This is a genomic window from Priestia filamentosa, from assembly GCF_900177535.1.
Classification (GTDB): Bacteria; Bacillota; Bacilli; order Bacillales; family Bacillaceae_H; genus Bacillus_I; species Bacillus_I filamentosa.
The window spans coordinates 467,040-493,044 of the sequence record NZ_FXAJ01000003.1 but is presented as its reverse complement, the minus strand read 5'-3'; the positions used below and the strand labels follow the sequence as shown (position 1 = coordinate 493,044).

Genomic DNA, 26,005 nt, shown 5'->3' with positions numbered 1-26,005 from the left:
GCTTTCTTCTATTATATCGGTTTTGCTTCTTTCACGCTCCATAACTTCCCGTATTTACCAGCCCCTATCTTCTTCATTATCTTAAAATTCCCCTAGCCAATCAACAAAAAAATAAAGCTAGAGATATTCTCTAGCTTTATTATGTGAAGTATTCAATTTTGGCGTTCGGAAAGTATTTATCGATATAAGATTCCAAATGCTCACGAAGCTCATGTTCTTCATCTTTAGAATAAATATATTTTCCAATTCCATATCGCCCCCACTTATAGCGGCGACTTTCTTCATCCATTTCAAGCTTTGATTTTGGATAGTTTTTTTGAATAACTCGCTTTGCTGGCTTTGTAAAGCGATGCTGAATCATTTCAAAAGTGATGTCTTCTCGGGCACTTTCAGGCAACTGTGCATCAAGCTTTTCAAAAAGCGTCTTATACCCTTCCTCCCAGCCTTCATGAATGTAAATAGGCGCAACAATAAACCCAAGCGGATATCCTGCTTCTGCCACTTTCCTCGCAGCCTCAATTCGATAATCAAGCGGTGATGTTCCAGGCTCGAAATTTTTAATCACATAATCAGCATTCACACTAAAACGAAATCTTGTACGTCCATTATGCTCTGCATCTAAAAGGTGATCAACATGATGAAACTTTGTAACAAAACGCAGTCTTCCAAAATCCGTTTTTCCAAAGTATTCAATAGCATGTTTAAGCGTATGTGTTAAGTGATCAATTCCAACAATGTCAGAAGTACATGAAGCTTCAAAACGGGTCATTTCAGGTGCTCTTTCCTCCATATACTTTCTTGCTTGATCAAAGATTTCATCTGTATTTACATATGTTCGAATGTATGGTTTACTTCCCATTGTTGTTTGTAAATAACAATAGTGACAGTGTCCCATACATCCTGTTGCAAAAGGTATTGCATATTCTGCTGATGGCTTTGATGTATCAAACTTTAACGTTTTTCTTACGCCAACAACAAGCGTTGATTTGGCGTTACGGTATTGCTGTAGATGATTTTTCCCTGGAATGTTTCTCACTTGATTATGTGAAGTTGTTTCTCTTATTTCAAGGCCCATCTTTTCAAACTTTTCTTTCAATTCTACACCAAGAGGGTATTCAAGCGCTCTTGGTTCAATATATACAAGCTGGGGTACAAAAGGTTTTATCATCTCTGTAAATCCTTTCTCCGTTAGACACGGGCTTTACAAGCGTTCCTTTATATAGTAGAGAATCATTTTTTTAATCGTACTGCTCATAATCAAAGATTTCGTTGTATGCCTGCTGTGCATCTTGTTCCGTAGGGAAAAGAGCATCATCTTCACCAATAAGGTGATATGATTCATGAATAAAAAGAGCAACGTCGTTTTTATTTTCAGGGTGTTGTACAATCTCTGCTTTTTGAATGTTTGCTACTGTCGCAGCATGTGGATTGCGATATATAACATACACGTCGTCTCCTTCGCGTATTTCTTTTGGATCAAGCGTATTCATTTTATCCCTTCTCTCGTTTAGATTTTAGGAACTATCCCATTTTTTTAGCGTCTCCACCATATACTGTTTTATGAACCGTCTAATGAATTAGCCAATGTTACCAAAAAAAAAGCAGCATCTTGTAGATGCTACTTTTTTACTCTATATTATACATTTTGGCTTGATTTTTGCGCGTTTTTCAACCGATTTGCAAAGACATCTTTTGTTTGAGTAGAGCGATTGTCTGCTTCTCTTTCTTCCCATAGAACTAAAAGGCGACGATAATAAACATACCCACCTAAACTAAGCAGAAACAACAAAATGGTTAAAACCATTACAAAATCAAAATCCACAATCGATCATTCTCCTTTTCACAGTGTCTTTACCACATTAACGAAAAAGGTAAGAGCAAAGTTTCATTTTTCACATTACAGTTGTTTAACAAACGTGTGACGACTTTCATCATAATTTAAAAGTGCACTATCATGATGTTGAAACCTCTCATTTTCAACGTTCGTGGACACAATAATTTTCTTACAACCTTTTTGCTTTGCCCATGTTTGCAAATAAACAAACAAAGCATCTATATATAAATCAATCTCCTCATTCCCATAAAGAAGCTCACTAATGTACAAATGTTTTCCGTCGCAAAAGTTGGTATGAATGCTTCCCCCAACAATAACCACCATCTTTTGCTTCACAGAAAGCGAAAAGAAATGATGACCTTCTGCATTCATAACCGTTGCTTGCTGAATAAATTGATCACGATCTAATTCCGCATCAAGACGTTTTAGAAAATGAAAAACTTGAAACCATTCCTCCGTGCTGCTTAGTTGCTTAATTTCGTAATTGTCCATTGTTATACTCCCATCATCAGTAGAGCCGTCATGCTTGAAGTTGTTCGCATGATGTTTACACATAAGTTGCAAAACAGCTTTACTGACTATTTTCCATTTTTGACATTATTTTTATTTTTAAGACGTTAAAAACCCAAAAAAATAACCCTACTATAATATTCAAGTTATACTCATCTTTTTTGGGGGTTATTTCACTTTAAAATAAATTTTTAGTGGATACATCTCCCTTATTCCTTAAAAGTTGACGAATTTTTATAGCAGTGCTTTAATAATGATGAATCTACATTAAAAAAGTGAGTTACTGGAAATTTCCATATGACAAGGAGCTTTTAACAATGTTACCTAGTAAGGAAACGCTACAATTTTTAATGCCATATAAGTTTGCTGTTGATGAACTTAAAACTAAACTAAAAATCATCCAGCAGGAGGCTTATTTTTCACTTGAGCACAATCCAATTGAACATATGAAGTTTCGGGTTAAGAGCCCGGAAAGCATGACAAAAAAGTTAAAAAGAAAAGGTGCGGCTGCAACGTTAACAAGTGCAAAAAATGTTTTAAATGATATCGTTGGCGCACGCATTGTATGTTGTTTTGAAGAAGATATTTACTTTTTACGTGACTTATTTTATTCACGTCCTGATCTAACTGTAGTTGAAGAAAAAGACTATATTAAAGAACCAAAATCAAACGGTTATAGAAGTCTACACTTAATTGTCGAAGTACCTGTTGTAATGCATGAGAAAACAGAAATGGTTAGAGCAGAGATTCAAATTCGCACTATTGCAATGGATTTTTGGGCAAGTGTTGAACATAAGATTTTCTATAAATACGACCGAGAAATCCCTACCCATTTAAAAGAAGAATTATCAGAAGCTGCCTCTGCCGCTAACGAGCTAGATTTGAAAATGGCCAAGGTTCGAAAAGAAATTCAAAATATCGAAAATGCTTATGATTCGATGATTATGCACTAGTTCCTTCTTCGTTTAAATATGACGATTCTTCAAAAAACAAGGACTATCAGTTGCTCTCTACCTCTTAATAAGCTACGATAAAAGAAAGAATGCATTTAACGAGGTGGACAAGGTGAATCTAAGAAAAATCGCGCAAATCTTTTTAATCGCGATTGCAGCAACAGTTTTTGGCTCTTTCATTGTACTTATACTTGTACGAGCCCTTGTTGGTCTGTTTTAAAATATAATAAAAAAGCTGACAACTAGGTTGTCAGCTTTTTCTTCTTTTATAATACTTTCACATAAAATGTACGCGTTCTTGGACCATCGTATTCACAAAAATAGATTCCCTGCCAAATTCCAAGAAGAAGATCCCCTTCTGTAACGATAATGTGTTGCGAAGGACCAACTGTGCTTACTTTTAAATGAGCTGCTGTATTACCTTCCATATGACGATCTTCCCTATGTTCCCACGGATAAACTTCATCAAAGCGCCGAATCATATCTTTCTTCACGTCTGGATCTGCGTTTTCATTAATCGTAATGCCTGCTGTTGTATGTGGAGAATATACAAGAACCGCTCCTTCTTTCACATTCGCCTCCTTTATAACACTACGTACTGTGTCTGTTACATCAATCATTTCATCTCTTTTTTTCGTTTCTACCGTAAACTTTTTCAACATGAAATAATTTCTCCTTTTTTCCTTTTATTTTCTAGAATTTCTGCTACACTTTTTACTAGAACCGAGTGTTCTTACAAGTACTATAACCGATTTCGCAAAAGAGAAACAGCTTGATTCTAATCGAATTTTAGGAGGCACATAGATTTGGGAAAAGCAAGTCGTACAATTATTTTTGATATTCTATTTTACATTGCTGTTCCATGGCTAATTTGGAAATATGGCCGTGAAAGCCTTGGTGACTATTATGCAATGCTTCTATCCACAGGACCTGGTATCCTTTATACGCTTTATCGCTTCGGTCGAGACAAGCAGTTTAATGTAACAGGGCTGTTTATTTTAACAACGATGATTTCAAGCACTGCTGTTGATCTTTTATCAGGCTCTGCTGAAGCAATGCTCGTTAATAGCGTATATGTTTCTGCTGTTATTGGCGCCTTTTTCCTTGTGACAACATTTACAAAAAGACCATTCGCTATGTATTTTTTCGTTGATGGCTATCAGTTAATGGGCTATGATCGTCAACAAACACTCACAGCTTGTCTGCACCCTTCTATTCTAAAAGGATTCCAAATTTGCACAGGAATCATGGCGCTTCGACAGTTCGCTACAAGCGGTGTGAAGTGGTATTTAATCGGAAAATACGGTGTTGATGGATACGATAAAATGCTTGTTGTAATGCGTGTAACAGGCTGGATTTTTTCAGGAGTTGTAACGGTTGCTCTCATTATTGTTGCAAGCAAGCTTGGCAATATGCTTCCACATGAAGAAGATGAAAAGGATGAAGACCAAAACCCACCACCATCTTCTGACCATAAGCTAATCTAAAAAGCATCCTGCATAATAGCAGGATGCTTTTTTTCAGTTTTAAAAGGAAAATAGCTTATGGTATGGAATGACTTACAAGAGATAAAAAGATGAGGTGAGAAAGTATGAAAAAAGCATTTATTTTTATCATTCTTTTTCTATTGATTGGCATTGGATTTCTGTTTTCTGTACGAGAATCTGATGTTTTTGCCCAATTTCCTATTCCAAGAACAGCTGAAAAAGAGGCAAAGATATCTCACGACTCCTCTGTTGAAAAGTATGCTAGATATAGCTGGCCAAAAATAAAGAAAGATGAACCAATTCCTTCCTCTTATAAAACGTTAATTACAATGTGGGGCTGGAAAGAGAAAGAACAACAAGATCGTAAAGAAATGACAGTGTTTAAAAAGGATGAAAAAGAGATTCGCTTTTTTACACACGATGGCTTCTTTATCCTAGTCACAACAAAATAGAGCTTTTTATAAAAAAACAGGATGCATTCGCACCCTGTTTTTTGAATTAGAATTTTGCTTGATAGTTTTCAAGTTCCCAGCCGTGAACAGCTAAACGGTAGCTATCCCACTCACCTTTTTTCAATGCAATATACTCTTCATATACGTGTGAACCTAACGTACGTTTTGCAAAATCACTATTTTGAAGTGCTTCTACTGCTTCTTTTAAGTCACCTGGTAAGCTGTCAATTCCAAGCTCAGCACGGCGCTCTTCTGTCATATGGAAAATATCTTCATTTACAGAATCAACAGGTTTTAAGCTACGTTCAATTCCATCAAGACCTGCTGCAGCAACTGCTGCAAACGCTAAATAAGGGTTTGCTGATGGATCTGGACAGCGAAGCTCAACGCGTGTACCCATGCCTCTTGTTGATGGAATACGCACAAGTGCAGAACGGTTTGAAGCACTCCATGCGATATAACAAGGTGCTTCATATCCTGGAACAAGACGCTTATAAGAGTTTACAAGCGGGTTTGTAAGAGCAACAAAGTTTTTAATGTTGTCCATAAGGCCCCCAATGAAGCTATAAGCTGTCTCAGAAAGAGCATCTTCTCCTTGTGGATCAAAGAACGCATTTTCACCATCTTTGAAGAATGACATATTTACGTGCATACCAGAACCATTAATACCTGCTACTGGTTTTGGCATAAATGTCGCATGTAAGCCGAATTTAGCAGCTACTGTTTTAACTACCCATTTATATGTTGTTGAACGGTCAGCTGCTGTTAGTGCATCTGCATATTTGAAGTTAATTTCATGCTGTCCTTCCGCTACTTCATGGTGTGATGCTTCAATTGTGAAACCCATTGCTTTTAACGCACGGTAGATTTCTAAACGAACGCGTTCCCCGATGTCCTTTGGAGATGGCTCAAAATAGCCGCCATTGTCGTGAACCTGAACTGTTGGATTTCCTTCTTCGTCTGTTTTGAAAAGGAAGAATTCAAGTTCTGGACCTACTGAAATTGTATATCCATGATCAGCAGCTTTTTCAATCGTGTTTTTTAAAACATTACGTGTATCTCCTTCAAAAAGAGTGCCATCCGGATTTGTTACACTACAAAGGAAACGAGCTTCCGAATATCCTTCTTCAACAGACCATGGTAAAACAGCGAATGTTTGTAGATCTGGTTGAAGATAAAGATCAGATTTATTGATTGGTGAAAAACCTACAACAGATGAACCATCAAACATGCTTTTACCTTCCACAACATCGTCTAACTTTTCAACTGGGACTGTAACATGCTTTAAAGTTCCTTCAAGATCGATGAATTGAAGATGAAGAAGTTCAACGTTTTTTTGGGAGATGATGTCTTTGATTTGTGATAAAACGTCCGTTTGTGGAGTTGCTTCTGTAATTGCTAATTGACTCATGTTATATAACCTCTCAATTTAATGTTATTTTTTCTTACACCATTTATATTTATATTATATTCTGACTTTTTTATTTTTTCAAGGCTTTTTTCACAAATTTCCGACCCTTCTCCCTAAAACCCTTCTTCAATGTTAAGGATTCAACGAAAAATTCTCTCATTTCTACCCTAAACAATTACAAAAAAACACGTTTCAAGGCGAAACGTGTTTTTTAAAGCGCTATCATTAAGGTTTCTGTCTTCTGCATCTTGGGATTGATGATTAAAAAAAGCTGCAGACTTTTCCGTGACCAAAACCTTCTTTCATAATTTTCTTTTATTATATCATAAACTTGAAAAGAAAAAAGAGAGCTTATTCGCTCTCTTTTTTCTTTTCAAATGATGTTGTTAATGTAACGTCAGGATATTTATCTTGGAAAAGACGGAACACAAAGTCATTTTCAAAAAGCAAAACAGAATGTCCATCACGGTCAAGAACATGAAGAACACGGGAATCAAGCATACGGTCTTGAATTTGCTCTTTTGGAATCCAACGTGCAATATGATGATTCATATACTGGAATTCCAAATCTACCCCATATTCCCCTTTCATTCTATGTTCGAAAACCTGGAACTGAAGTTCTCCAACAGCCCCTAGAATATAGTCTTGGAAGAAAGGTGTTTTATAAAGCTGCACAGCTCCTTCTTGAACAAGCTGTGTTAAACCTTTTTCGAAATGTTTATGTTTCATTGCGTTTTTCACACGAACTTTACGAAACATTTCAGGTGGGAATTTTGGAAGTTCATCAAATTCAAACGTTTCGCTCCCACCAATAATTGTGTCGCCGATTTGATAGTTACCTGAATCGTAAATTCCAATAATGTCACCCGGAAAAGCTTTATCAACCGTTTCTCGGCTTGATGCTAAAAATTGATGTGATTGAGCAAGCTTCATGCTACGACCTGTTCTTGGGAGCGTTACTGTCATTCCACGTTCAAAAACCCCACTGCATACCCGCACAAAAGCAATACGATCACGGTGTGCTGGATTCATATTTGCTTGAATCTTAAAAATAAATCCTGAAAAGCCGTCATCTAGCGGACTTACTTCGCCTTTTGAAGCATGACGAGGCTGTGGTGGCAGAGTTAGGGGTAAAAATGAATTAAAGAAAGATTGAACACCAAAGTTAGCAATAGCACTACCGAAAAACACAGGCGTTAGCTCCCCGCGTTTTACTTTTTCAAGATCAAATTCATTTCCAGCTTCTTCAAGTAAGCTAATCTCGTCAATAAGCCCTGGTATATATTCACTTCTCACATGCTCCTCTAACTCTTTTGTAACCGTTTTTCCATCAAAAGGAATGAACACAGATTCTTCGTTTCCACGATATACTTCAACCTGTTTTGTAAAACGATCATAAGTTCCTTGAAACGCTTTCCCCATTCCAATTGGCCATGTTGCTGGATATGATTCAATTTCAAGTACTTCTTCGATTTCTTCTAACAGCTCAAGCGGATCTTTTCCTTCACGATCAAGCTTATTAATAAACGTTAGAATCGGGATTCCACGCATACGGCATACTTTAAAAAGCTTGAGCGTTTGAGCTTCAATTCCTTTTGTACCGTCAATAACCATTACTGCACTATCTACGGCCGTTAATGTTCGATACGTATCTTCACTAAAGTCTTCATGTCCTGGAGTATCTAATATGTTAATAAAATGATCACGATATGAGAACTGCATAACGCTTGATGTTACTGAAATTCCACGCTGCTTCTCAATTTCCATCCAGTCAGACGTCGCAAATTTACCTGATTTTTTACCTTTTACTGTTCCCGCTGAGCGAATCATTCCTCCAAGCAAAAGCAGCTTCTCTGTGAGCGTTGTTTTCCCAGCATCAGGGTGAGAAATAATAGCAAACGTGCGTCGGGACTCCACTTGCTCCTGTTGTATTGACATCTTTACTAACCTCATTTCTATCTCAAAAAGTTCTCTTTTTATATCATATTTGAAAAATAACTGCTTTATTATCTTAACACTTTGAACCGTAGTTTTCCTCTTTTTTTCTCAAAAAACCTCTTCTGCCAGTTTCAATTTTCCAAACTTCACGCTTTGGAATTTGTTGTAAAAGCATGTGATGGCGCATTGTTCGATTTAAGCTAGGAAATACTTTTACTACGCTCCTCTACACCTTAAAAGAGCAATACTGTTAATGGATGTGTTTTTTATGTTTTCATCTTCACATTACCAAAAAGAACGAGTCTACTTTTTTATTGGATTAGCCCTTCTTCTCCTATATGTCTCTCCTCTCTATATATTAGGAGAAGATGCGCACATTCGCGTTCATGATAATTTAGATTCCAATATTGCCTGGTACAAAGTACTTGCTGAAAGCGGTCAGCTTAAAGGACCTCTTCATGCTGTTATTCCTCAAGTCATGAATGGAATTGATCGAGGTTCTTTCGGCACAGAATGGAGCTTGATTGTTTGGCTTCACTATCTTTTTCCCTCTATGACGGCATATGCACTCAGCCAAACCATTACAAGAGTGGTAGCCTTCATTGGAATGTATCTTTTATTAAGAAAGCATTTTATTACAGAGGAAAAAGCCTCCTTTATTACAATTGGGGTTTCATTAGCTTTTGCACTTACCCCTTTTTGGCCTTCTGGTATGTTAAGTACGCTTGGACATCCACTTGCACTTTGGGCTTTTTTGAACATTCGTAATAGAGATTCGTCATGGAAAGAGTGGCTCACACTTGCTCTTATTCCTTTCTATTCAAGCATTGTACTTGGCTTTTTCTTTCTGCTTGTAGCTGTATCTCTCCTATGGCTTTATGATGGAATTTTTAAAAAGCGATGGAATGGGATGTTTCTTTTAAGCATCGTCTTTATGACACTCATTTATTTACTTATTGAATATAGGCTTATCTATTCACTTCTTATTCCACATGAATTATCGCACAGAAGTGAATTCATCTCTTCACGACACACTTTTGCTCAATCATTTCGACTATCATTTAAAAATTTCATTTTCGGTCACACACATGTGCACACAATGCATACCGTTATTATATTGCCGGTTTTGTTTCTTGCTTCGTTTCTTGTAATTGTCCGTAATAGGCTTAAACAGAACGCAACTTTTCTCTTTCTTTTCTTCTTAAGTTACGTTTTATCTCTTTGGTATGCGCTTTGGTTTAATAAAATGTGGATTCCTTTAAAATCACACATTGACTTGCTTAATACGTTTAACTTTGCACGTTTTCATTTTCTACGCCCGCTTGTGATTTACGTAAGTTTTGCTCTTGCTTGCTATATTTTGTATCGAATGAATTCGTTTTTTAAGGCACTTTCATTATTCGCTGTAGCAGCTCAAATTATCGTGCTTGCGCCTTTTAATGAAGAATTTTTGTACGGTACTTATTATCATCCTCCATCGTTCCGGGAGTTTTATGCCGAAAAGCAGTTTCAAGATATCAAGGAGCATATTAATTTACCTCAAAGCACTTACCGAGTCGCAAGCATTGGTATTCATCCAGCCATTGCACAATACAACGGGTTTTATACGATTGATTCATACAGCAATGTTTATCCACTTTCTTATAAGTATCAATTTCGTAAAATCATTGCTTCTGAGCTTGATAAGAACGACAAAATTAGAACATATTTTGATGAATGGGGCAGCAGATGTTATATCTTTGTAGCTGAACTTGGGAAGAAGTATGAGTTTCGAAAAGATTCTAAAAAGAAAATTAAAAACTTGGAGCTTAATACAGGTGCCTTTAAAGAAATGGGAGGAAAATATTTATTTTCTGCTCTTCCTATTTTAAATGCAAGCGACAACAACCTTGAGCTTGTAAAAGTATTTGATCATAAAGAATCGGCTTGGAAAATTTATTTGTACGAAGCAAAATAGTATAGGAGGAAAAAGAGCATGAGTGAAACCCCACTCTTAACTGTCGTTGTACCTTGTTACAATGAAGAAGAAGTACTAGAAGATACGATGAAAAAACTTCATAACTTATTAGAAGAGCTTGTTCATGAGAAACTCGTTCATCCAAAGAGTAACCTCCTCTTTGTTGATGACGGAAGCCGTGATAAAACGTGGAGCATAATTGCTAAAGAAAGCGTACATCATCCTTGGATAAAAGGATTGAAACTTGCTCGTAATGTTGGCCATCAGAAAGCACTTATAGCAGGGTTAGAAAAAGCAGCCGAAGTAGCAGACTGTGCCATTTCTATTGACGCTGATCTTCAAGATGATATTAAAGCAATTAAAGAGTTTTTAGTAAAGTTTCACGAAGGCTATGATATTGTTTATGGAGTAAGAAGAAGACGAACAACAGATACATTTTTCAAACGATCCACAGCTCTCGGTTTTTATCGATGTATGAACAAACTTGGTATTGAACTTATTTATAATCATGCTGATTTTCGTCTTATGAGCAAAAGGGCGTTAACAGAGCTTCATCGTTATAAAGAAAAAAATTTGTTTCTTCGGGGTATCATCCCTCTTATCGGTCTCAACACTGCTGAAGTTTTTTATGACCGAAAAGAAAGACTTGCAGGTGAAAGCAAATATCCTCTAAAAAAAATGCTTTCATTTGCCTTTGACGGAATTACGTCATTTAGCGTAAAGCCTATTCGATTTATCACGTATATTGGATTCTTTTTGTTCCTTTTAAGCGGATTTGCCTTTTTGTATGCTTTCGTCCAAAAGCTGCTTGGTTCTGCTGATTCCGGTTGGACATCTATTATTGTCTCACTATGGTTTTTAGGCGGGTTGAATCTAATCGGAATTGGAGTTGTCGGAGAATATATTGGAAAAATATTCACAGAAGTAAAAGCTAGACCTCACTACGGAGTGGATATTGATTTGTATACAGGTTCGCTAACCGGTGAAAAAAGTGAAGGAATAGAACCTGCCGTCTTATTTCAAGAAGAAAAATAACTCTTATAACAAGGCAATAAGCATGTTTCTCTTTTAGGACCATAAATATGATATAAAGTCCGAATTGGAAGGAGAGAACATTATGCTTTTGCCTTCTTTTATTTATAAAGTAAAAGGAAAAAACGATCATAAACATTACATTTACTCTTTTTTTATTATTCTTTTTTCATATGTTATAGCAGGTACATTTCTTTATACTGTTGTGACCTCCTTCATCTTATCACCTTCTTCAGCCGTATCGTTCGGGTTAAGTCACCTTTTTAATATCTGTTGGATTGCTGGACTATGGATTTCAGTAGAAAAAATTCATAAACGGCCTTTCTTAACTCTTATAACAAATGAGCGTACATTTTGTTGGCCCTTTTTCTACAAAAGCTTTTTCACTGTATTTTTTTTATTATTTTTATCACAGCTTATCAACTTCTCTTTATTTCCCCATTTTTATATTTTACAGCACATAGAGTGGACAAGGTTTCTGTTCTTTGCTTTACTTTCTATTTCCCTCGTTCCCCTACAGGTTTTATCAGAAGAGCTGTTTTTTAGGGGATTTCTTCTACAATGGTGGGGTAAAGTCTGTTTCTCTCCACTTTGGGTTGCAATATGTTCTGGGCTATTTTTTGGTTCTCTCCACTTTATGAATCCTGAAATGAACGTTTCTTTCTTCCTTGTTGGGTTTCAGTACGTTTTTGTTGGTTTTATTCTAAGCTATATAACAGTAAAAGCTAACCGCTCTGAACTAGCTATAGGCGCTCATACTGCAAACAACCTTTTTATCGCTTTATTTCTTGGAGATGCTCATAGTGTACATGGACTTCTTCCTTCACTATTTGTGGTAGAAGATGAAAATGCTTTTTGGTCTTTATGTTTAACAATATTTGTTTTCTTATCTTTCTATCTCTTCTCTTCTCGCTACTTCAATAGAAAAAGAGCGGCATAAGCGCCGCTCTTTTTTCATTAAAATGATACTGTTGTTGTTTGCTCTTTTCCGTTGCGATAGTACGTAATACTCATCTTCTTACCATTTGACTCGTAAATACTGCGTCGAAGTTCCGCATCGCTTGAAATTTTGTCTCCATTTACTTTCGTGATTACATCGTACTGCTTCAATCCAGCTTTTTCGGCTAGCGATGAACCTTCTACCTCAATGATAACAACGCCTTCTTGAACGCTATCCGGCAGTTTTAATGTTTCTGTTCTTCCAACAGGATTGACTTGAGAAAGATCAGCAATTCGTACACCTAATGTTGGGCGGTCCACTTTCCCATCCTGCTCTAAATCTTCAATAATTGGTTTCGCTACATTCATTGGAATAGCAAATCCAATTCCTTCTACTTCGTCTTGAGCAATTTTACTTGAGTTAATCCCAATCACTTGTCCGTCGATATTTATAAGAGCTCCACCGCTATTTCCTGGGTTGATTGATGCATCTGTTTGAATAACTTCAGATTGCCAATCTTCTTGACCATCTCCGTTTGTATCAACTGGAATCGTACGGTTTGTACTACTAATAATTCCTTCTGTTACACTTCCTTCTAAGAAACCAAGCGGATTTCCGATTGCAATAGCTGGTTCTCCTAATGTTAGCTTACTTGAATCACCAAGCTCTGCTACAGAGTTCACTTTACTTCCATCAATACGAAGAACAGCTAAGTCTGTTAACTCATCAGAGCCAACCACTTTTGCTTGCAAGCGTGTTCCTTCTGAAACTTGCACTTCAACTTGAGAAGCTCCATCAACAACGTGATGATTTGTTACAATATAAGCATAATCACCGGACTTTTTATAAATAACGCCAGATCCTGCTCCTGTTTCTGTTGTGCCCTCAAAAAGTTGGTTTCCTTGGTATGTATAAATACCCACAACAGATTCCAATGCTTTATCAACTGCTTTTGTTGTATCACTTTTCACAGCAACGGCATTTTTAATAGGCAGCGAACTTGTTGTGGTTGTTTGTGAGGAAGCTGTGTTTGCTTTATCCTCAAGCAACCCAAATTCATCGCTTGTCATAAAAAATACAGTAGCTGCACTTGATACAACGGCCACAATGATCATAATCAGAAATGTAAAAACTGGATTACGTTTCTTTTGCGAGCGATACTGTTCTTGTGACTCAGAATCATCGTAATATCCCATAACAACGTCTCCTTTCACGTCTACGACTCATTCATAGTTTTTTATTTTTGGGTGTATATGGTTATGATAGCTGTGAATTTATTGTAGCAAAGCTCTATCGCAAAATCACGGTTTATGGTCTTCTTCACATAAATTCACACAAAGTCCCACAATTAGTTGACATAACAAAATGGCACGAACTAGTGTCCGCACCATTTTTTATATGCCGTGTAAAAAGAAATTCATGAGAAAAAGTCCTGCAATAATATATAGCGGAACAGACACTTCTTTGTAGCGACCAAGAACAAGCTTCATAAACGGATAAGCAACAAAGCCAAATGCCATTCCATCTACAATGCTATACGTAAACGGAATAATCACAATTACTAAAAACGCAGGAAATGCTTCTGAGAAATCCTTAAAGTTAATTCCCTTTACATTCTCAAGCATAAGTCCACCAATAATAATTAAAATTGGTGCAATAGCAGTGTTCGGAATAAGCGAAATGACCGGTAGAAAGAATAGAGCTACTAAAAACAGCAGTCCACTAACTAAAGATGTTAAACCAGTTCGACCTCCTGCTGTTATACCTGAAGCAGCTTCTACCGTTGACACCGTTGGACTTGTTCCAAAAAGTCCCGAAAGCATGGAAGAAATCGCTGTTGCTCGAATAGAACGCTTATACTTCTCAGGTTTTCCAATCATCTCTGTTTGACCATGAATAAGACCAATATTTTCAAAAACAAGAACCATTGCTAATGAAAAAACAGCAATCCAGAAGGCTACTGAAAAGATACCTTGAAATGAAAACTGAGCAAAGACGTCCAAATAGTTCGAAAGCGATACGTCCGCTTGTTTCGGAGCAGCATTTTCTACTCCAAAAAAGTGACCGATTAAAGAACCTGCAATAATCGTTAACAAAAAGTTAGCTGGAACATTCCGAATGAACAATACGAGCGCAATAAGAAGTGTTACAACAGTTGCTAAGACTTCTGGACTGTGAAAGTCCCCAAGCGCTAATATAGCATTATTGCCACCAACAACAATTCCACCTTTTTCTAATCCAATGAGAGTTAGAAAAAGTCCTATTCCAACTGTGATAGCTTCTTTTAAGCCTTTTGGAATAGATCGTGAAAGAGTATGAGAAAGAGGCGTGAACGCGACGATTGTAAACAAGATGCCAGCAACAAAAACAGCTCCTAGCGCTTCTTGCCACGGCAACCCCATACCTTGAACAATAGTATAGGAAAACAAAGCATTTACACCCATACCAGGAACAATAAGCAAAGGAGCATTGCCTAAAAAAGCGACAAGAAGACATCCGACGAAACAAGTAACGACTGTCGCCACTATCCCTGCTTGAAGCGGAATCCCTGCTTCTGACAAAATTAAAGCGTTCACAGCAATAATATACACGATTGTAAAAAACGAAATCATGCCTGCTAATACTTCTGTTTTTACGGTTGTACCATGTTCTGCGAGATGAAAGCGTCTTTCAAAAAATGGATGCACTTTCTTCGCACCTTCTTTTCCTAAAAACCCTCGACCCTACCCGTTAACAGTTTTAAACTGCAACAGTTTACATTTTAGCAACTTTCCTGTGTAATGACAACTGTTTTTAAACACCGCTTGTAGCTGTCATATTGTCCATGGTAAAGAAATGAAAAACAGGCGAATACTTCTGCTAACTTCCCATATTTTACACTAGTTCGTTGCCTCTTTTTCTTCAGGTTTTTTTTCTTATTATAGTTATAGATTTACCACTAGCCAAGAAAGCTATACAGCTCGTAAAAATAATCGAAAGCATAATTAATTGAAATGAAAAAAGAACTTTGTACACGATACAAAGTAAAAAAGAAAGAAAAAGCCCTTTTAGAAAATCCCGTTGTTTTCCTAATATAAGCAAGCATATTTGCAGGAGGAGGCAGCTACTGAAAGAAAGAGGAAGAGTCAAGAAGAAAGAGTGTTTCCACCATGAAAGAAGCGAGTGCTTATCATGTAAATAAATACCGTAGTATAAAGAAGCTAGCATATGAAAAGTAAGCCAAAACGCAGCTACCCTAGCTAAGAACTGCTGCACTCTTTCTCCCTCCTTCCTCTATATTAGTAGCTAGTATATGTAGAAAAGGCTATTTTTCATTATGAAACAGTAAAAAAGCTGACGTAGACGTATAAACCTTTTATACTCCTACATCAGCTTTTTAAACGTTCTTAAAAGAAAATCGAAAATCCGATAAATAGCATGCCAACAATCAGACTTCCATAGCTCAATTTTGTTCTAAATTTTTGATGCACTTCTTTTTCTGTAACAGAAGCTACATATTTTATAGAAGCTAGCGGGGCAAACCAAAGCAGTGATGAAACTAAAATAAAGAGAATCCCAATTATAAGGATCATCTCCTCAATAAACGGCATGTTTCGTCCCTCCTTATTCAATAAGAAACTCTTCTGTACTTCTTTAGTATAACACGTCTCTAACTTGTTTTTATGATTCTTATCTTTTTCAACAGTTTTTAGGCTTTTATTTAGATTTTCCCGTAAAATCAGGCTTTTGATTTAGTATACTCGTCCATTCGTTTTGTTCTATTTCTCATATGATACTACTATACAAAGGAGGTGAAGACGCTTATTTTCGAACGAAACTGCAACAAGAAAGCTGAAAGAAACGAAGCTCCAAAAACCTTTTTTGGGGTAGCAAAAGAAACAACGTCAAAATATCAGCTGTTGCAGGGAAGATCAAAATATGGACGAAAACAACGATCTAAGTTTGAATCCACCTCTTATTTTCAAAAGATACTCACCTTTTGGGCATGAAGAAGAAAACTGTTTTTGAAACGAAATTTATTAATCAAATTATTAGGGAGCTGAATAGGTATGTACGAATTCGAATATGATTATGACAAGAAAAAAGATTGGAAAGATGACGAAAAAGACTGTAAAGAGAAAGAATTCAAAAAAGTAAAATGTGTTTGTGAAGAAATCGAAGACCGTCACGACGATGATAAAGAAGATTGCAAACGCCGTCGCAAGCATGATGACAAAGATGACTACAAACATGACTGCAAACGCCGTCGTAAACATGATGACAAAGATGACTACAAATATGACTACAAACATGATGACAAAGACGACTATAAACACCATGACAAACATGACGACTGTAAATGTAAAGATAAAGAGGAAGACAAAAAAGACCGCCACCATCATCATGGTCGCAAAAAAATCGTTCTTAAAGGCTACATGCACTTTAAAGATGATGACTGTGGATGTAAAAGAAAACGCTACTAAAAGCAGACTTTTTTTATACTAAGGTACACCCTCCCCTTACCTTCTATAAAATTGTGCGGATATGAGAGGATAAGCAATTTGCTTATCCTCTTTCTGTGCAATTTTTATCCATTTCTGCTATTCTTAACTTGTACAGTATTCTTTAAAAAGGAGAGGATTTGTAGTGTCTAAAAAAATCTTAATTTTAACAGGGGACGCCGTTGAAGCTCTAGAAGTTTTTTATCCGTACTACCGCTGTCTTGAAGAAGGATTTGACGCAACTATTGCGGCTCCAGCTGTAAAGAAAATCAATACTGTTGTCCATGATTTTGAAGATTGGGATACATACACAGAGAAACAAGCCTATAAACTAGACTCCCATGCAGCTTTTTCAGATATCAAACCAGAAGAATACGATGGACTCATCATTCCAGGAGGACGTGCTCCTGAACATATTCGTATGAACGAATACGTTCCGTCAATCGTGGAACATTTTTTCCAAGAAGGAAAACCCATCGCAGCCATTTGTCATGCAAGTCTCGTTTTTACAGTCATTAATCGCGAGCTCTTAAAGAATAGAGAAATGTCTGCTTACATTGCATGCAAACCTGAAGTTGAAAGTGTTGGTGCAACTTATATTAACAAACCTTTACATGTTGACAACAACCTTGTCTCAGGTCATGCATGGCCTGATCTTCCTGCTGTTATGAAAGAGTTTATCGGACAGCTTCATAAATAAAGGGAAAGGACCGAAATATATTTCGGTCCTTTTTCATTTACTTTATCTTTTTTTAGCTAATATAAACCATTTTTTCTTTCCACCCACAATATCTGTATACAAATCTGTATGAACTTCTGTAAAATGTGAAGAAAGAAACTCAGCAATATCCTGATCTGATAGAAGCGATGTCTTATCGTCTTCTTCTCCTAACTGCGCTAAGCACGCTAATGCAAGATACCCTCCCTCTCTCAGCATTGAGGCCATTTCTTCCACAAATTTTTCGTTCTCTGAAAATGTCGTAACATGAAAATCGTTAGCGACAAAAATACCTTGAAATGCATGTTCCTTCTCCTCCAAAGTTGAAAGATACTGAAGGTTTTTCACATTTCTTATTTTTGCCTTTTTTGTAGCTTCTATTACATTCTGATTAGATTCATCATACCCTAAAACGCCTAGACCTTTTTCGGCAAAAAACAAGCTATTATGCCCAGCGCCACAGTGATAAACAAGCAGATCCTTAACAGCTAAACGTCGGAAAAACCAATATGCTTTTACTGCGGACGGACAAGGCTGGTCTTTCCACAAATATTCCTCATTATTCTCCAACGGTACACTCATGTCAACGCTCCTTTATCTTCTTTATAATTATTGCTTTTCTTTTTCAATTCTCTCCACCAAGACTCTGTAAATTTTTGTCCAAGCACAGCTACTCCTGCTCACCTTAAAATTATTCTAAAATTGAGACCCGCTTCTCTTAGCTCCTCATTGTCATTCATCTCTATTTCCTTTGTACAAATGAAGAACCTTTGCTTTTTTAGATAGAGACAAATAGGTGATTCACCTTTCATATCCCCTGTTTTTAACAGTTCTGAGTGCCTGATCATTGCGCTTCAATTCGATTCTTCATCCATTATGTTACATATCCTACTTAGTCTTTGTTATTTTCCCATACTAGCTTTTCTTTCGCGATAAAAGTGTGAGAGGTTATTACATTTTTATTCCTTCTCTTCCTATTTACGAATGAAACACTGTTAAAGTTTCAAAAAGAAAAAGAGCTTCAGTATACTGAAGCTCTTTTTCTTTCTTATTGAAACATTTTTTTAACTTCCTGCCGTTTTGCTTTTGGAATAAGCACATAAAGGGTGTCATGATTTTCAAGAATTGTTTCACCTCTTGGTGTCACAACTTGCTCTCCTCTTACAATAGCCGTAATCAATACTTCAGAAGGTAAGTAAATATCTTTTAGTTCCTTTCCTATCACTTTTGAACCTTCTTTTAACACAACTTCAATAATCTCTGAACTTGTTTTCCCCATTGATACAAGCTCTAAAATATGTGGCGACTGCTCTTGCTCAGGACCAGCAAGATTCAGCTTGTTAGCAAGAGGTGAAAGGGTTGCTCCTTGAATAAGGGCAGAGGTGAAGACAACAAAAAAGACGGCATTAAATAAAAGCTCGCTTCCTTCTACTCCTGCAATTAATGGATATGTAGCTAAAACAATTGGAACTGCTCCTTTTAATCCTGCCCATGAGATAAATAGTTTTTCTTTGCCTGTATATTTCGTACCGATCATACTTAAAAACACACCGATTGGTCTGGCAATAATCATGAGAATAAAAGACAAAACAAGGCCTTGCCATGTAATAGCTAAGAGATGCTCAGGAAAAACAAGCAAACCAAGCAAAATAAACATTAAAATCTGCATCATCCAAGCAAAACCATCTGTAAAACGAACAATTGACAGACGGTATGTCAAATCATTATTTCCAACCGTAAGTGCCATAACATAAACAGCTAAAAACCCGCTTCCGTGTAGAAGAGTTGTACCACTAAAAGTTACAATAGCCAAAGAAAGGGCAAGAACAGGATAGAGACCTGACGAATCAAGATTGATGTTATTAATAATTTTAATTGATAAAAAACCAAATAAAAGACCTAAAAGAAGCCCAAGCCCCATCTCAAGAACGAAATCTAATGGAAGAGACCATAATGATGTTGATGGTTCATTAATTAATTCAATTAAGGACACCGTTAGAAAAACGGCCATTGGGTCATTTGTTCCTGATTCTGCTTCAAGGGTTGAAGTAAGCTTAGTTTTAATATTTCTATTGCCAAGTGCTGAAAAAACGGCTGCTGCGTCTGTTGAACCAACAATGGCTCCAAAAAGCATTCCTTCTGCCCACGTTAAGTCTAAAATGTATTTTGCACATGCCCCAACAAGAACCGCTGTAATTAAGACGCCAAATGTTGCAAGAGATGTAGATGGACCAAGAATAGGCTTAATATGTTTCCATTTCGCCTGAATTCCTCCTTTAAAGAGGATGATAATTAAGGCGAAGATACCAACAAGTTGGGTAATTGAAGCATTATCATAATAAATATAACTCGTAAGCCCCATTCCTATTAAAATATATAAAACAAGCGAAGGAACTCCTAAGCGATTAGAGAATTTTGTTGTAATAACGCCAATCATTAGTAAAGCTGCACACAGAAAAATAAAAATTGTAATATTTATATCCAAAAATGTCACTCCTAGTGTATTGTTTTTCTGTTCTTTCAAAAAGAGAAAGGAAGTTGCTCAATTATCTCGAATAGTAAAGATAAGGTAAAATAAAACATAATCGTTACTCTCAATCTTTTATGATATTATCGATCCGCTTACGTTACTCCCTATAAAAACACATATGCTATTTCCGTTTTTATGTAAAAAACATTTTATTTGTCTAATAAGGACATATCCTTTATGTTTCTATTCTTTTGTTTTGTCCTTTTTAGCACATACAATGTTATAAATTGCTTTTTCCTGTCATATATTGAAAAAGAGAAGAAGTTCTTTGTTTACGAACCTGTCCATCTTCCTTCATCGTTTAGGCAGTAAAATCTTCTTGTCTGCTCACCGGGAAATTTACGAGGCGAATAGCTACATAAAGAAGAGGAGTGATTTATGTGTCATTTACCACTGATGATCAAGAGCGCACAAAATCCGTATCTGAAAATACCCCACATGATTTAGTATTAGACCAAAATATTGATGTGAAATGTCGTTTTTCCTTAGAAGGCACTTACTTACAAGTATCCCCCAATTGTGAATATTTACTAGGATATACAGAACAAGAACTCATTGATCAAAACTACCAAGACTTCATCCATCCAGTAGACCTAAAAAAGTTGCATATGCAGCTAGAAAAAATGAACGACTCAATCGAAACTTTTAACTTCCGCATTCAACATAAAGACGGACACTATATTTGGATGGAAACAACTGTTGCCTTCATCCCCCACCCTGAGACAAAGCAGTATGTTGAAGCTGTTGCTGTTGCAAGGGATATTAGCCATCGAAAAAAAACAGAACAGCATATGATGGAATCAGAAAAGCTCTCTGTCACAGGTCAGCTTGCAGCAGGAATTGCCCACGAAATTCGAAATCCTCTTACTTCTCTAAAAGGTTTCTTACAACTATTAAAAATGGATAATGATCACCGCGATGACTTTTTTAAGATTATGGAATCAGAATTAACAAAAATCGAAACGATTTCAAATGAGCTTATGGTTTTAGCCAAACCAAAACAAACAGATTTTAAATTTCATCGCCTTCAGTCTTTACTAGAACACGTTATTATGCTGCTAGACAGCGAAGCTTTTCGTCACTCCATTAAAATTGAACAGGAATTAACAGAAGAAAGCTTATACGTATACTGCGATGATACAAAATGTAAACAAGTGTTTCTCAACATCTTAAAAAACGCCATCGAAGCCATCGAACAAGATGGGAAAATTAATGTTAAAGTATTTAAAGAAGACGAACATACAGCCGTGATTGAAGTAAAAGATAACGGATGCGGTATTCCAAAACATCTTCTCAAAAAGCTCGGTTCCCCATTCTTTACAACAAAGAAGACAGGAAATGGACTTGGACTCATGGTTTGCTATAAAATTATTGAGCAACAGAACGGAAGTATCTCAATTGAAAGTGAACCAAATGAAGGCTCAACATTTACAATTCGCCTTCCCCTTTATATGGCTTAATACAAAAGCTAGAATGTGGATAATGATTATCCTTTCATTCTAGCTTTTTGTTTATTTCTGATTGTCCATTTTCGGATAACCATTAATAATACAAAAATCAGAATAAAACAAAGAAGCCCATAGCTTGTTACTGTTTCCTCCATAACTGAAATATATTTATGAAAATAAGTTCCAGCTACGAAAAACAGCGACGTCCACACAAGGTTGCCAAAAGTTGTAAGAGAAAAAAAAAGAAAAAAAGGACTTTTGCCCGTTCCTGCAACATACGGAATTAGATGCCTTATAAAAGGAATGAAAACACTTATAGGAAAAGCACTTTTTTTATAACGTTCAATGAAGCTTTGTCCTCGCTCTAGAGACAGTTTTTCACGCAATGTTTTCCATTTGAGCAAGTGAGGTACACCAATCCATCGGCCAATACTATAATTTACAAGGGTTCCAATCGTCATCCCTGCCCATGTTAAAAACCAGAGTAAGAGGTCATTTTGCGATAGAAAAGCTGCAAAATAGCCTGCCGTCATGACAATCAGTTCATTTGATACCGGAATAATCAATCCAATCATCCCAAGGGACAAGAGAAGAATAAAAACAATAACCCCATATTCTTTCATGAAAACTACAATATCAATAAACTCCATAAAGCCACCTGCTTTTTCGGAAAAATTCACAATTGTTTTTTGTCTTTTTATTTTATTATTTTCCCTTTCTACTTTTCTATCAAACGCCTTTTTAAGAGAAGCTTTCAACAAGCATTTTCAGAAACTTGAACAAAATCAATTTCATTAAAAATATGAAGCATCTATAGATACATTCCCCTATACAAAAAAAGCCTAGGCCTACAACTTCTACACCATTTTTAAATATTGTAATCTAATACAAGCAACTAAACTCTAAATGACTAGTTTCACTATACACAAGAAAACTTTTTTATAAGAACAATATTCAACAGTCGAGCAATCTTGATACCCGTTTTCAAAAATTCAATCGATAAAAAGTACATTCTTCACTTCTTTATATTCTTTAAAAACAAAAAATACCCCTTTATATAGAGGATAATTAGATATTCATTAATGTAATGTCACACATTCGAATAAATTTATTTAAACTGTTTGAAAGATGCACCCAGTGTGAAAGCCTGCTTATACAAGTTCACTCTTCTTCTTTTTTTATATTGCATTGACCATACCTTTCCATAAACAAGGTTTTATTAAATGGTCACTTATAATGTAAAAGCTGAGAGATTTCGTTAGCTGATTGAATAACACTCTTGACTAGATTTGAAGTCATATTATTATTTATGCGTTGTACTGGACCTGCAATTGTGACAGATGCGATTACGTTGCCCTTCAAATTGTAAATTGGCGCGGAGATAGAAGAAACTCCTTTGTGCAGTTCTTCAACACTTAAAGCATACCCTTGTTTCTTAATTTTTTGTAAACGGTCAAGTAGAGAAGCCGGATCAATGATGGTCTTCGAGGTATAGCGTTGCAGCTTTTTCTGAAATAATTCCTCAATAAATCGTTTTGATTGATGTGCAAGCAAGACTTGGCCAGTACTTGTACAATGGACTGGATTACACTTTCCAATATAAGAAAGCAACCGAACGGGATGAGAACAGACTATTTTATTAAGGTACATAGCTTCAAATTCTCTCAGCACCGCTATATGAGCGGTTTCGTTCGTTTGTTGAACAAGCGACTTTAAAATAGACTGGGAAATGTTATAAATCTTAGAGTGTTTTATTATGACATTTCCTAAAGCAAGAATAGAAGTTCCAAGACGATATAAATTTGTATGAGCATCTTTTGTAATAAATCCTTCACTCCTCAAACTCGTTACTAATCGATGGGCAGTACTATTGGCAATCCCTAGCTTGTTAGCGATTTCACTAATCCCTAGTTCAGGTTCCTCTACCGAAAATAACTCTAATACGTGTAATGCATTTTCCAAAGTAGAAAAACGCTTTCTCTCCTCTTTGTCTTTACTCATACTCTTCTCCTGCTATTTTTTATTAATTATCTTGTTTTTACAGTTTCAATACATCCTAGCTTGATAGATAGTCTCTCCCCTGCACGATTAAGAGTTTGGACATAATCTCCAAAAAGATGTTCCGACATTCTATGCTTTGGCCCTACAACGCTAATGGCAGCGATGACCTCTTCTGTATAATCCCTTATCGGGACCGCGATGCTAACAACTCCTTCATGTAATTCGTCAATGGAAATTGAATAGCCCTTACTCTTAATCTCTAATAGATTTTCCCGTAATTTTTGTGGATTAGTAATAGTGTCTGGTCCATACGAGGATAATTTAGACTGTAGAACTTTATTAATGAGTTCTTTCTTTTGATAAGCAAGAATTACTTTTCCAGCACTAGAACAGTAAGCGGGATTCCTTTCCCCAATACCAGAGAGAAGCGGGACAGGATGATTACACTCTACTTTATGAAGATAGACTACGTCACTTCCTTCCAATACATTGATATGTACTGTTTCCCCTAATTGCTTGACTAAATCTTGGAGGATGGGAAGAGATTCTCTATGAATTTCCTTATGGTTTATAATGACTCCACTGAGAGTCAATAGAGATAACCCTAAGCGATATCTACTATTATCTTTGTTTTTTACAATATAGCCTTCTTGTAAGAGAATTAAAATGAGGCGGTGGGTAGAGCTTTTACTCAATCCTATTTTAGAAGCAATCTCAGTTACCCCTAGTTCTGGTTCCTCTATTGAAAATAAGCGGAGAATTTTCATCGCATTTTTAACAGAGCTAAGAAGATATCCTTCTTTGGACATGTTAATTTAATCACTCCCCCTAAAATTTTCACTATTGTTCCGTATAAAAGAATTCTAGCATTCTATTTGTCTCAATTATATTGTAGCATAATCATAACGTTTGAAGCGCTTACAATTAACTGAATATTTTATAAATTAATGAGATTGCTTTTTACTAATTAACAATGCCATTTACTCTATGAAAGCGCCTCTCAAACCTATTATCTATCTAAATTATTAAGGAGGTTGCAAATATGCGCACACAAGTTGGAATTATTGGAGCGGGTCCCGCTGGACTAATGTTATCTCATCTCCTACATCTTCAAGGTATAGATTCTATTATTCTTGAGAAACGCAGTCGTGAAGAAATTGAAGGGACAATTCGTGCCGGATTACTCGAACAAGGTACAGTCGATCTTATGAAGAAAACGGGTGTTGGTGAACGGCTTATGAGAGAGGGACATTTCCATGAAGGGATTGAACTCCGCTTTAACGGACAGAGTCATCGAGTTAACTTACATGACCTTACCGGAGGAAAGAAAGTTACAGTATATGCCCAACATGAGGTTATAAAAGATTTAGTTGCTGCCCGTCTTAATGTAGGTGGAAAGATTATTTTCAATGCCCAAGAAGTAAGTTTACATGGCATTGAAACTACGGAACCAAAAATCCAATTTCACTATGATAAAGATAGCGAACTTCAGGAAATCTCCTGTGATTATATTGCAGGATGTGATGGCTTTCATGGCCCAAGCCGGCCCTCTATTCCTAACTCAGTTCGTAAAGAATATCAAAAAATTTATCCGTTCGGATGGCTCGGTATTCTTACTGAAGCCCCTCCATCAGCACCTGAACTGATATATGCTAACCACGAACGCGGCTTTACCTTATTAAGCACTCGTTCACCGGAAGTTCAGCGCCTCTATCTTCAAGTTAACCCTAATGATGATATCACCAACTGGCCTGATGATCGAATTTGGAAAGAACTTCACGCTCGCCTTGAAATCAATGGTGAATGGAAATTGACTGAAGGTCCGATTATTCAGAAGAATATTGTTCCAATGCGGAGCTTTGTTTGCGATCCAATGCAGTATGGACGCCTCTTCCTTGCTGGTGATGCAGCTCATATTGTGCCTCCAACAGGTGCTAAAGGACTCAACCTAGCAATAGCAGATGTGCAAGTCCTAGCACGCGCTCTTGATACTTACTATGCAACAGGCAATGAAGAACTACTCAAACGTTACTCTACAATTTGTTTACGTCGTGTTTGGAAGGCAGAGCGTTTTTCATGGTCTATGACAGCAATGCTGCATCGCCATCCTGATCATACACCGTTCGAACAACAAATCCAACTAGCTGAACTAGATTATGTGACTTCTTCAAGAGCAGCAGCTACAACTCTTGCTGAGAATTATGTCGGATTGCCAATAGAATGGCAGGCAGGAGAGAAAGAAGAAACAATAGCTGGATTTCTATATAATGAATAGAATGGATTTCTATATCTAATATAACTATAAAAACATAG

At 36.5% G+C, this 26,005-nt stretch carries 25 protein-coding genes; 10 read left to right on the top strand and 15 right to left on the bottom strand.

What is annotated here, in order from left to right:
• Window positions 1–139: 139 nt before the first annotated feature.
• The 4 genes from splB to B9N79_RS16045 all read right to left on the bottom strand — a co-directional run bounded on the left by splB (window position 140) and on the right by B9N79_RS16045 (window position 2,326).
• Window positions 140–1,168: a spore photoproduct lyase gene (gene splB / locus B9N79_RS16060; RefSeq protein ID WP_019393352.1), complete on the bottom strand. Its 1,029-nt coding sequence runs from the start codon at window positions 1,166–1,168 to the stop codon at window positions 140–142.
• Window positions 1,169–1,238: 70 nt separating this feature from the next.
• Entirely contained in the window at window positions 1,239–1,490 is a 252-nt protein-coding gene (locus tag B9N79_RS16055) for a transcriptional regulator SplA domain-containing protein (protein WP_019393351.1), read from the bottom strand.
• A gap of 146 nt (window positions 1,491–1,636) precedes the next feature.
• Window positions 1,637–1,822 carry a hypothetical protein gene (locus tag B9N79_RS16050; RefSeq protein WP_019393350.1) on the bottom strand — a complete coding sequence of 62 codons (186 nt, stop codon included), beginning with the start codon at window positions 1,820–1,822 and terminating at the stop codon, window positions 1,637–1,639.
• 75 nt (window positions 1,823–1,897) lie between these two features.
• Entirely contained in the window at window positions 1,898–2,326 is a 429-nt protein-coding gene (locus B9N79_RS16045) for a hypothetical protein (protein ID WP_019393349.1), read from the bottom strand.
• Between the two features lie 335 nt (window positions 2,327–2,661).
• On the opposite strand from B9N79_RS16045, the gene B9N79_RS16040 reads away from it, so the two are divergent.
• Entirely contained in the window at window positions 2,662–3,297 is a 636-nt protein-coding gene (locus B9N79_RS16040) for a GTP pyrophosphokinase (protein WP_019393348.1), read from the top strand.
• A gap of 266 nt (window positions 3,298–3,563) precedes the next feature.
• Here the strand turns inward: B9N79_RS16040 and B9N79_RS16035 are convergent, their stop codons facing one another.
• On the bottom strand, window positions 3,564–3,959 hold the full coding sequence (locus tag B9N79_RS16035) for a secondary thiamine-phosphate synthase enzyme YjbQ (RefSeq protein WP_046216843.1): 396 nt from the start codon (window positions 3,957–3,959) through the stop codon (window positions 3,564–3,566).
• 144 nt (window positions 3,960–4,103) lie between these two features.
• On the opposite strand from B9N79_RS16035, the gene B9N79_RS16030 reads away from it, so the two are divergent.
• Both B9N79_RS16030 and B9N79_RS16025 read left to right on the top strand, forming a co-directional pair.
• Window positions 4,104–4,784 carry a VC0807 family protein gene (locus B9N79_RS16030; RefSeq protein WP_046216842.1) on the top strand — a complete coding sequence of 227 codons (681 nt, stop codon included), beginning with the start codon at window positions 4,104–4,106 and terminating at the stop codon, window positions 4,782–4,784.
• Between the two features lie 104 nt (window positions 4,785–4,888).
• Window positions 4,889–5,236, top strand: a complete 348-nt coding sequence (locus tag B9N79_RS16025; protein ID WP_046216841.1) for a hypothetical protein — start codon at window positions 4,889–4,891, stop codon at window positions 5,234–5,236.
• A gap of 46 nt (window positions 5,237–5,282) precedes the next feature.
• Here B9N79_RS16025 and glnA read toward each other — a convergent pair whose 3' ends face one another.
• Together glnA and B9N79_RS16015 are read right to left on the bottom strand one after the other, a co-directional pair.
• Window positions 5,283–6,647: a type I glutamate--ammonia ligase gene (glnA, locus tag B9N79_RS16020; protein ID WP_019393343.1), complete on the bottom strand. Its 1,365-nt coding sequence runs from the start codon at window positions 6,645–6,647 to the stop codon at window positions 5,283–5,285.
• A gap of 351 nt (window positions 6,648–6,998) precedes the next feature.
• A complete protein-coding gene (locus B9N79_RS16015; RefSeq protein ID WP_046216840.1) occupies window positions 6,999–8,585 on the bottom strand; it encodes a peptide chain release factor 3 in 1,587 nt (528 codons plus the stop codon).
• Between the two features lie 253 nt (window positions 8,586–8,838).
• Between B9N79_RS16015 and B9N79_RS16010 the strand changes: the two genes are divergently transcribed.
• From B9N79_RS16010 to B9N79_RS16000, 3 genes are all read left to right on the top strand, one after another.
• Window positions 8,839–10,542, top strand: coding sequence for a DUF6044 family protein (locus B9N79_RS16010; protein WP_046216839.1), 1,704 nt, complete (start codon window positions 8,839–8,841; stop codon window positions 10,540–10,542).
• A gap of 18 nt (window positions 10,543–10,560) precedes the next feature.
• Window positions 10,561–11,577 carry a glycosyltransferase family 2 protein gene (locus B9N79_RS16005; protein ID WP_046216838.1) on the top strand — a complete coding sequence of 339 codons (1,017 nt, stop codon included), beginning with the start codon at window positions 10,561–10,563 and terminating at the stop codon, window positions 11,575–11,577.
• An 82-nt stretch (window positions 11,578–11,659) separates the two neighbouring features.
• Window positions 11,660–12,514, top strand: coding sequence for a CPBP family intramembrane glutamic endopeptidase (locus B9N79_RS16000; protein WP_085118685.1), 855 nt, complete (start codon window positions 11,660–11,662; stop codon window positions 12,512–12,514).
• Between the two features lie 17 nt (window positions 12,515–12,531).
• Here B9N79_RS16000 and B9N79_RS15995 read toward each other — a convergent pair whose 3' ends face one another.
• The 3 genes from B9N79_RS15995 to B9N79_RS15980 form a co-directional block, all read right to left on the bottom strand.
• Entirely contained in the window at window positions 12,532–13,710 is a 1,179-nt protein-coding gene (locus tag B9N79_RS15995; protein WP_019393337.1) for a S1C family serine protease, read from the bottom strand.
• 198 nt (window positions 13,711–13,908) lie between these two features.
• The gene (locus B9N79_RS15990) at window positions 13,909–15,201 is read right to left on the bottom strand and encodes an NCS2 family permease (RefSeq protein ID WP_019393336.1); all 1,293 of its coding nucleotides are present in this window, start codon (window positions 15,199–15,201) and stop codon (window positions 13,909–13,911) included.
• Window positions 15,202–15,900: 699 nt separating this feature from the next.
• Entirely contained in the window at window positions 15,901–16,104 is a 204-nt protein-coding gene (locus B9N79_RS15980; RefSeq protein WP_019393334.1) for a hypothetical protein, read from the bottom strand.
• A 459-nt stretch (window positions 16,105–16,563) separates the two neighbouring features.
• Here B9N79_RS15980 and B9N79_RS15975 point away from each other — a divergent pair, with 459 nt between their 5' ends.
• Together B9N79_RS15975 and B9N79_RS15970 are read left to right on the top strand one after the other, a co-directional pair.
• Entirely contained in the window at window positions 16,564–16,977 is a 414-nt protein-coding gene (locus B9N79_RS15975) for a hypothetical protein (RefSeq protein WP_019393333.1), read from the top strand.
• A 163-nt stretch (window positions 16,978–17,140) separates the two neighbouring features.
• Window positions 17,141–17,695: a DJ-1/PfpI family protein gene (locus B9N79_RS15970; protein ID WP_019393332.1), complete on the top strand. Its 555-nt coding sequence runs from the start codon at window positions 17,141–17,143 to the stop codon at window positions 17,693–17,695.
• Window positions 17,696–17,737: 42 nt separating this feature from the next.
• Here B9N79_RS15970 and B9N79_RS15965 read toward each other — a convergent pair whose 3' ends face one another.
• Window positions 17,738–18,295 (bottom strand): class I SAM-dependent methyltransferase, encoded by a 558-nt coding sequence (locus tag B9N79_RS15965; RefSeq protein ID WP_046216837.1) that lies wholly within the window; start codon window positions 18,293–18,295, stop codon window positions 17,738–17,740.
• A 466-nt stretch (window positions 18,296–18,761) separates the two neighbouring features.
• The gene (locus B9N79_RS15960) at window positions 18,762–20,198 is read right to left on the bottom strand and encodes a potassium/proton antiporter (protein WP_082864698.1); all 1,437 of its coding nucleotides are present in this window, start codon (window positions 20,196–20,198) and stop codon (window positions 18,762–18,764) included.
• 425 nt (window positions 20,199–20,623) lie between these two features.
• On the opposite strand from B9N79_RS15960, the gene B9N79_RS15955 reads away from it, so the two are divergent.
• Window positions 20,624–21,703, top strand: coding sequence for an ATP-binding protein (locus tag B9N79_RS15955; RefSeq protein WP_019393328.1), 1,080 nt, complete (start codon window positions 20,624–20,626; stop codon window positions 21,701–21,703).
• 26 nt (window positions 21,704–21,729) lie between these two features.
• Here B9N79_RS15955 and B9N79_RS15950 read toward each other — a convergent pair whose 3' ends face one another.
• The 3 genes from B9N79_RS15950 to B9N79_RS15940 all read right to left on the bottom strand — a co-directional run bounded on the left by B9N79_RS15950 (window position 21,730) and on the right by B9N79_RS15940 (window position 24,501).
• A complete protein-coding gene (locus B9N79_RS15950) occupies window positions 21,730–22,341 on the bottom strand; it encodes a DedA family protein (RefSeq protein ID WP_123796566.1) in 612 nt (203 codons plus the stop codon).
• A gap of 577 nt (window positions 22,342–22,918) precedes the next feature.
• Complete coding sequence (locus tag B9N79_RS15945) at window positions 22,919–23,692, bottom strand: IclR family transcriptional regulator (protein WP_046216835.1); 774 nt, start codon at window positions 23,690–23,692, stop codon at window positions 22,919–22,921.
• A 26-nt stretch (window positions 23,693–23,718) separates the two neighbouring features.
• Entirely contained in the window at window positions 23,719–24,501 is a 783-nt protein-coding gene (locus B9N79_RS15940) for an IclR family transcriptional regulator (RefSeq protein WP_046216834.1), read from the bottom strand.
• A gap of 233 nt (window positions 24,502–24,734) precedes the next feature.
• On the opposite strand from B9N79_RS15940, the gene pobA reads away from it, so the two are divergent.
• Window positions 24,735–25,967, top strand: coding sequence for a 4-hydroxybenzoate 3-monooxygenase (pobA, locus tag B9N79_RS15935; RefSeq protein ID WP_046216833.1), 1,233 nt, complete (start codon window positions 24,735–24,737; stop codon window positions 25,965–25,967).
• Window positions 25,968–26,005: the final 38 nt, after the last annotated feature.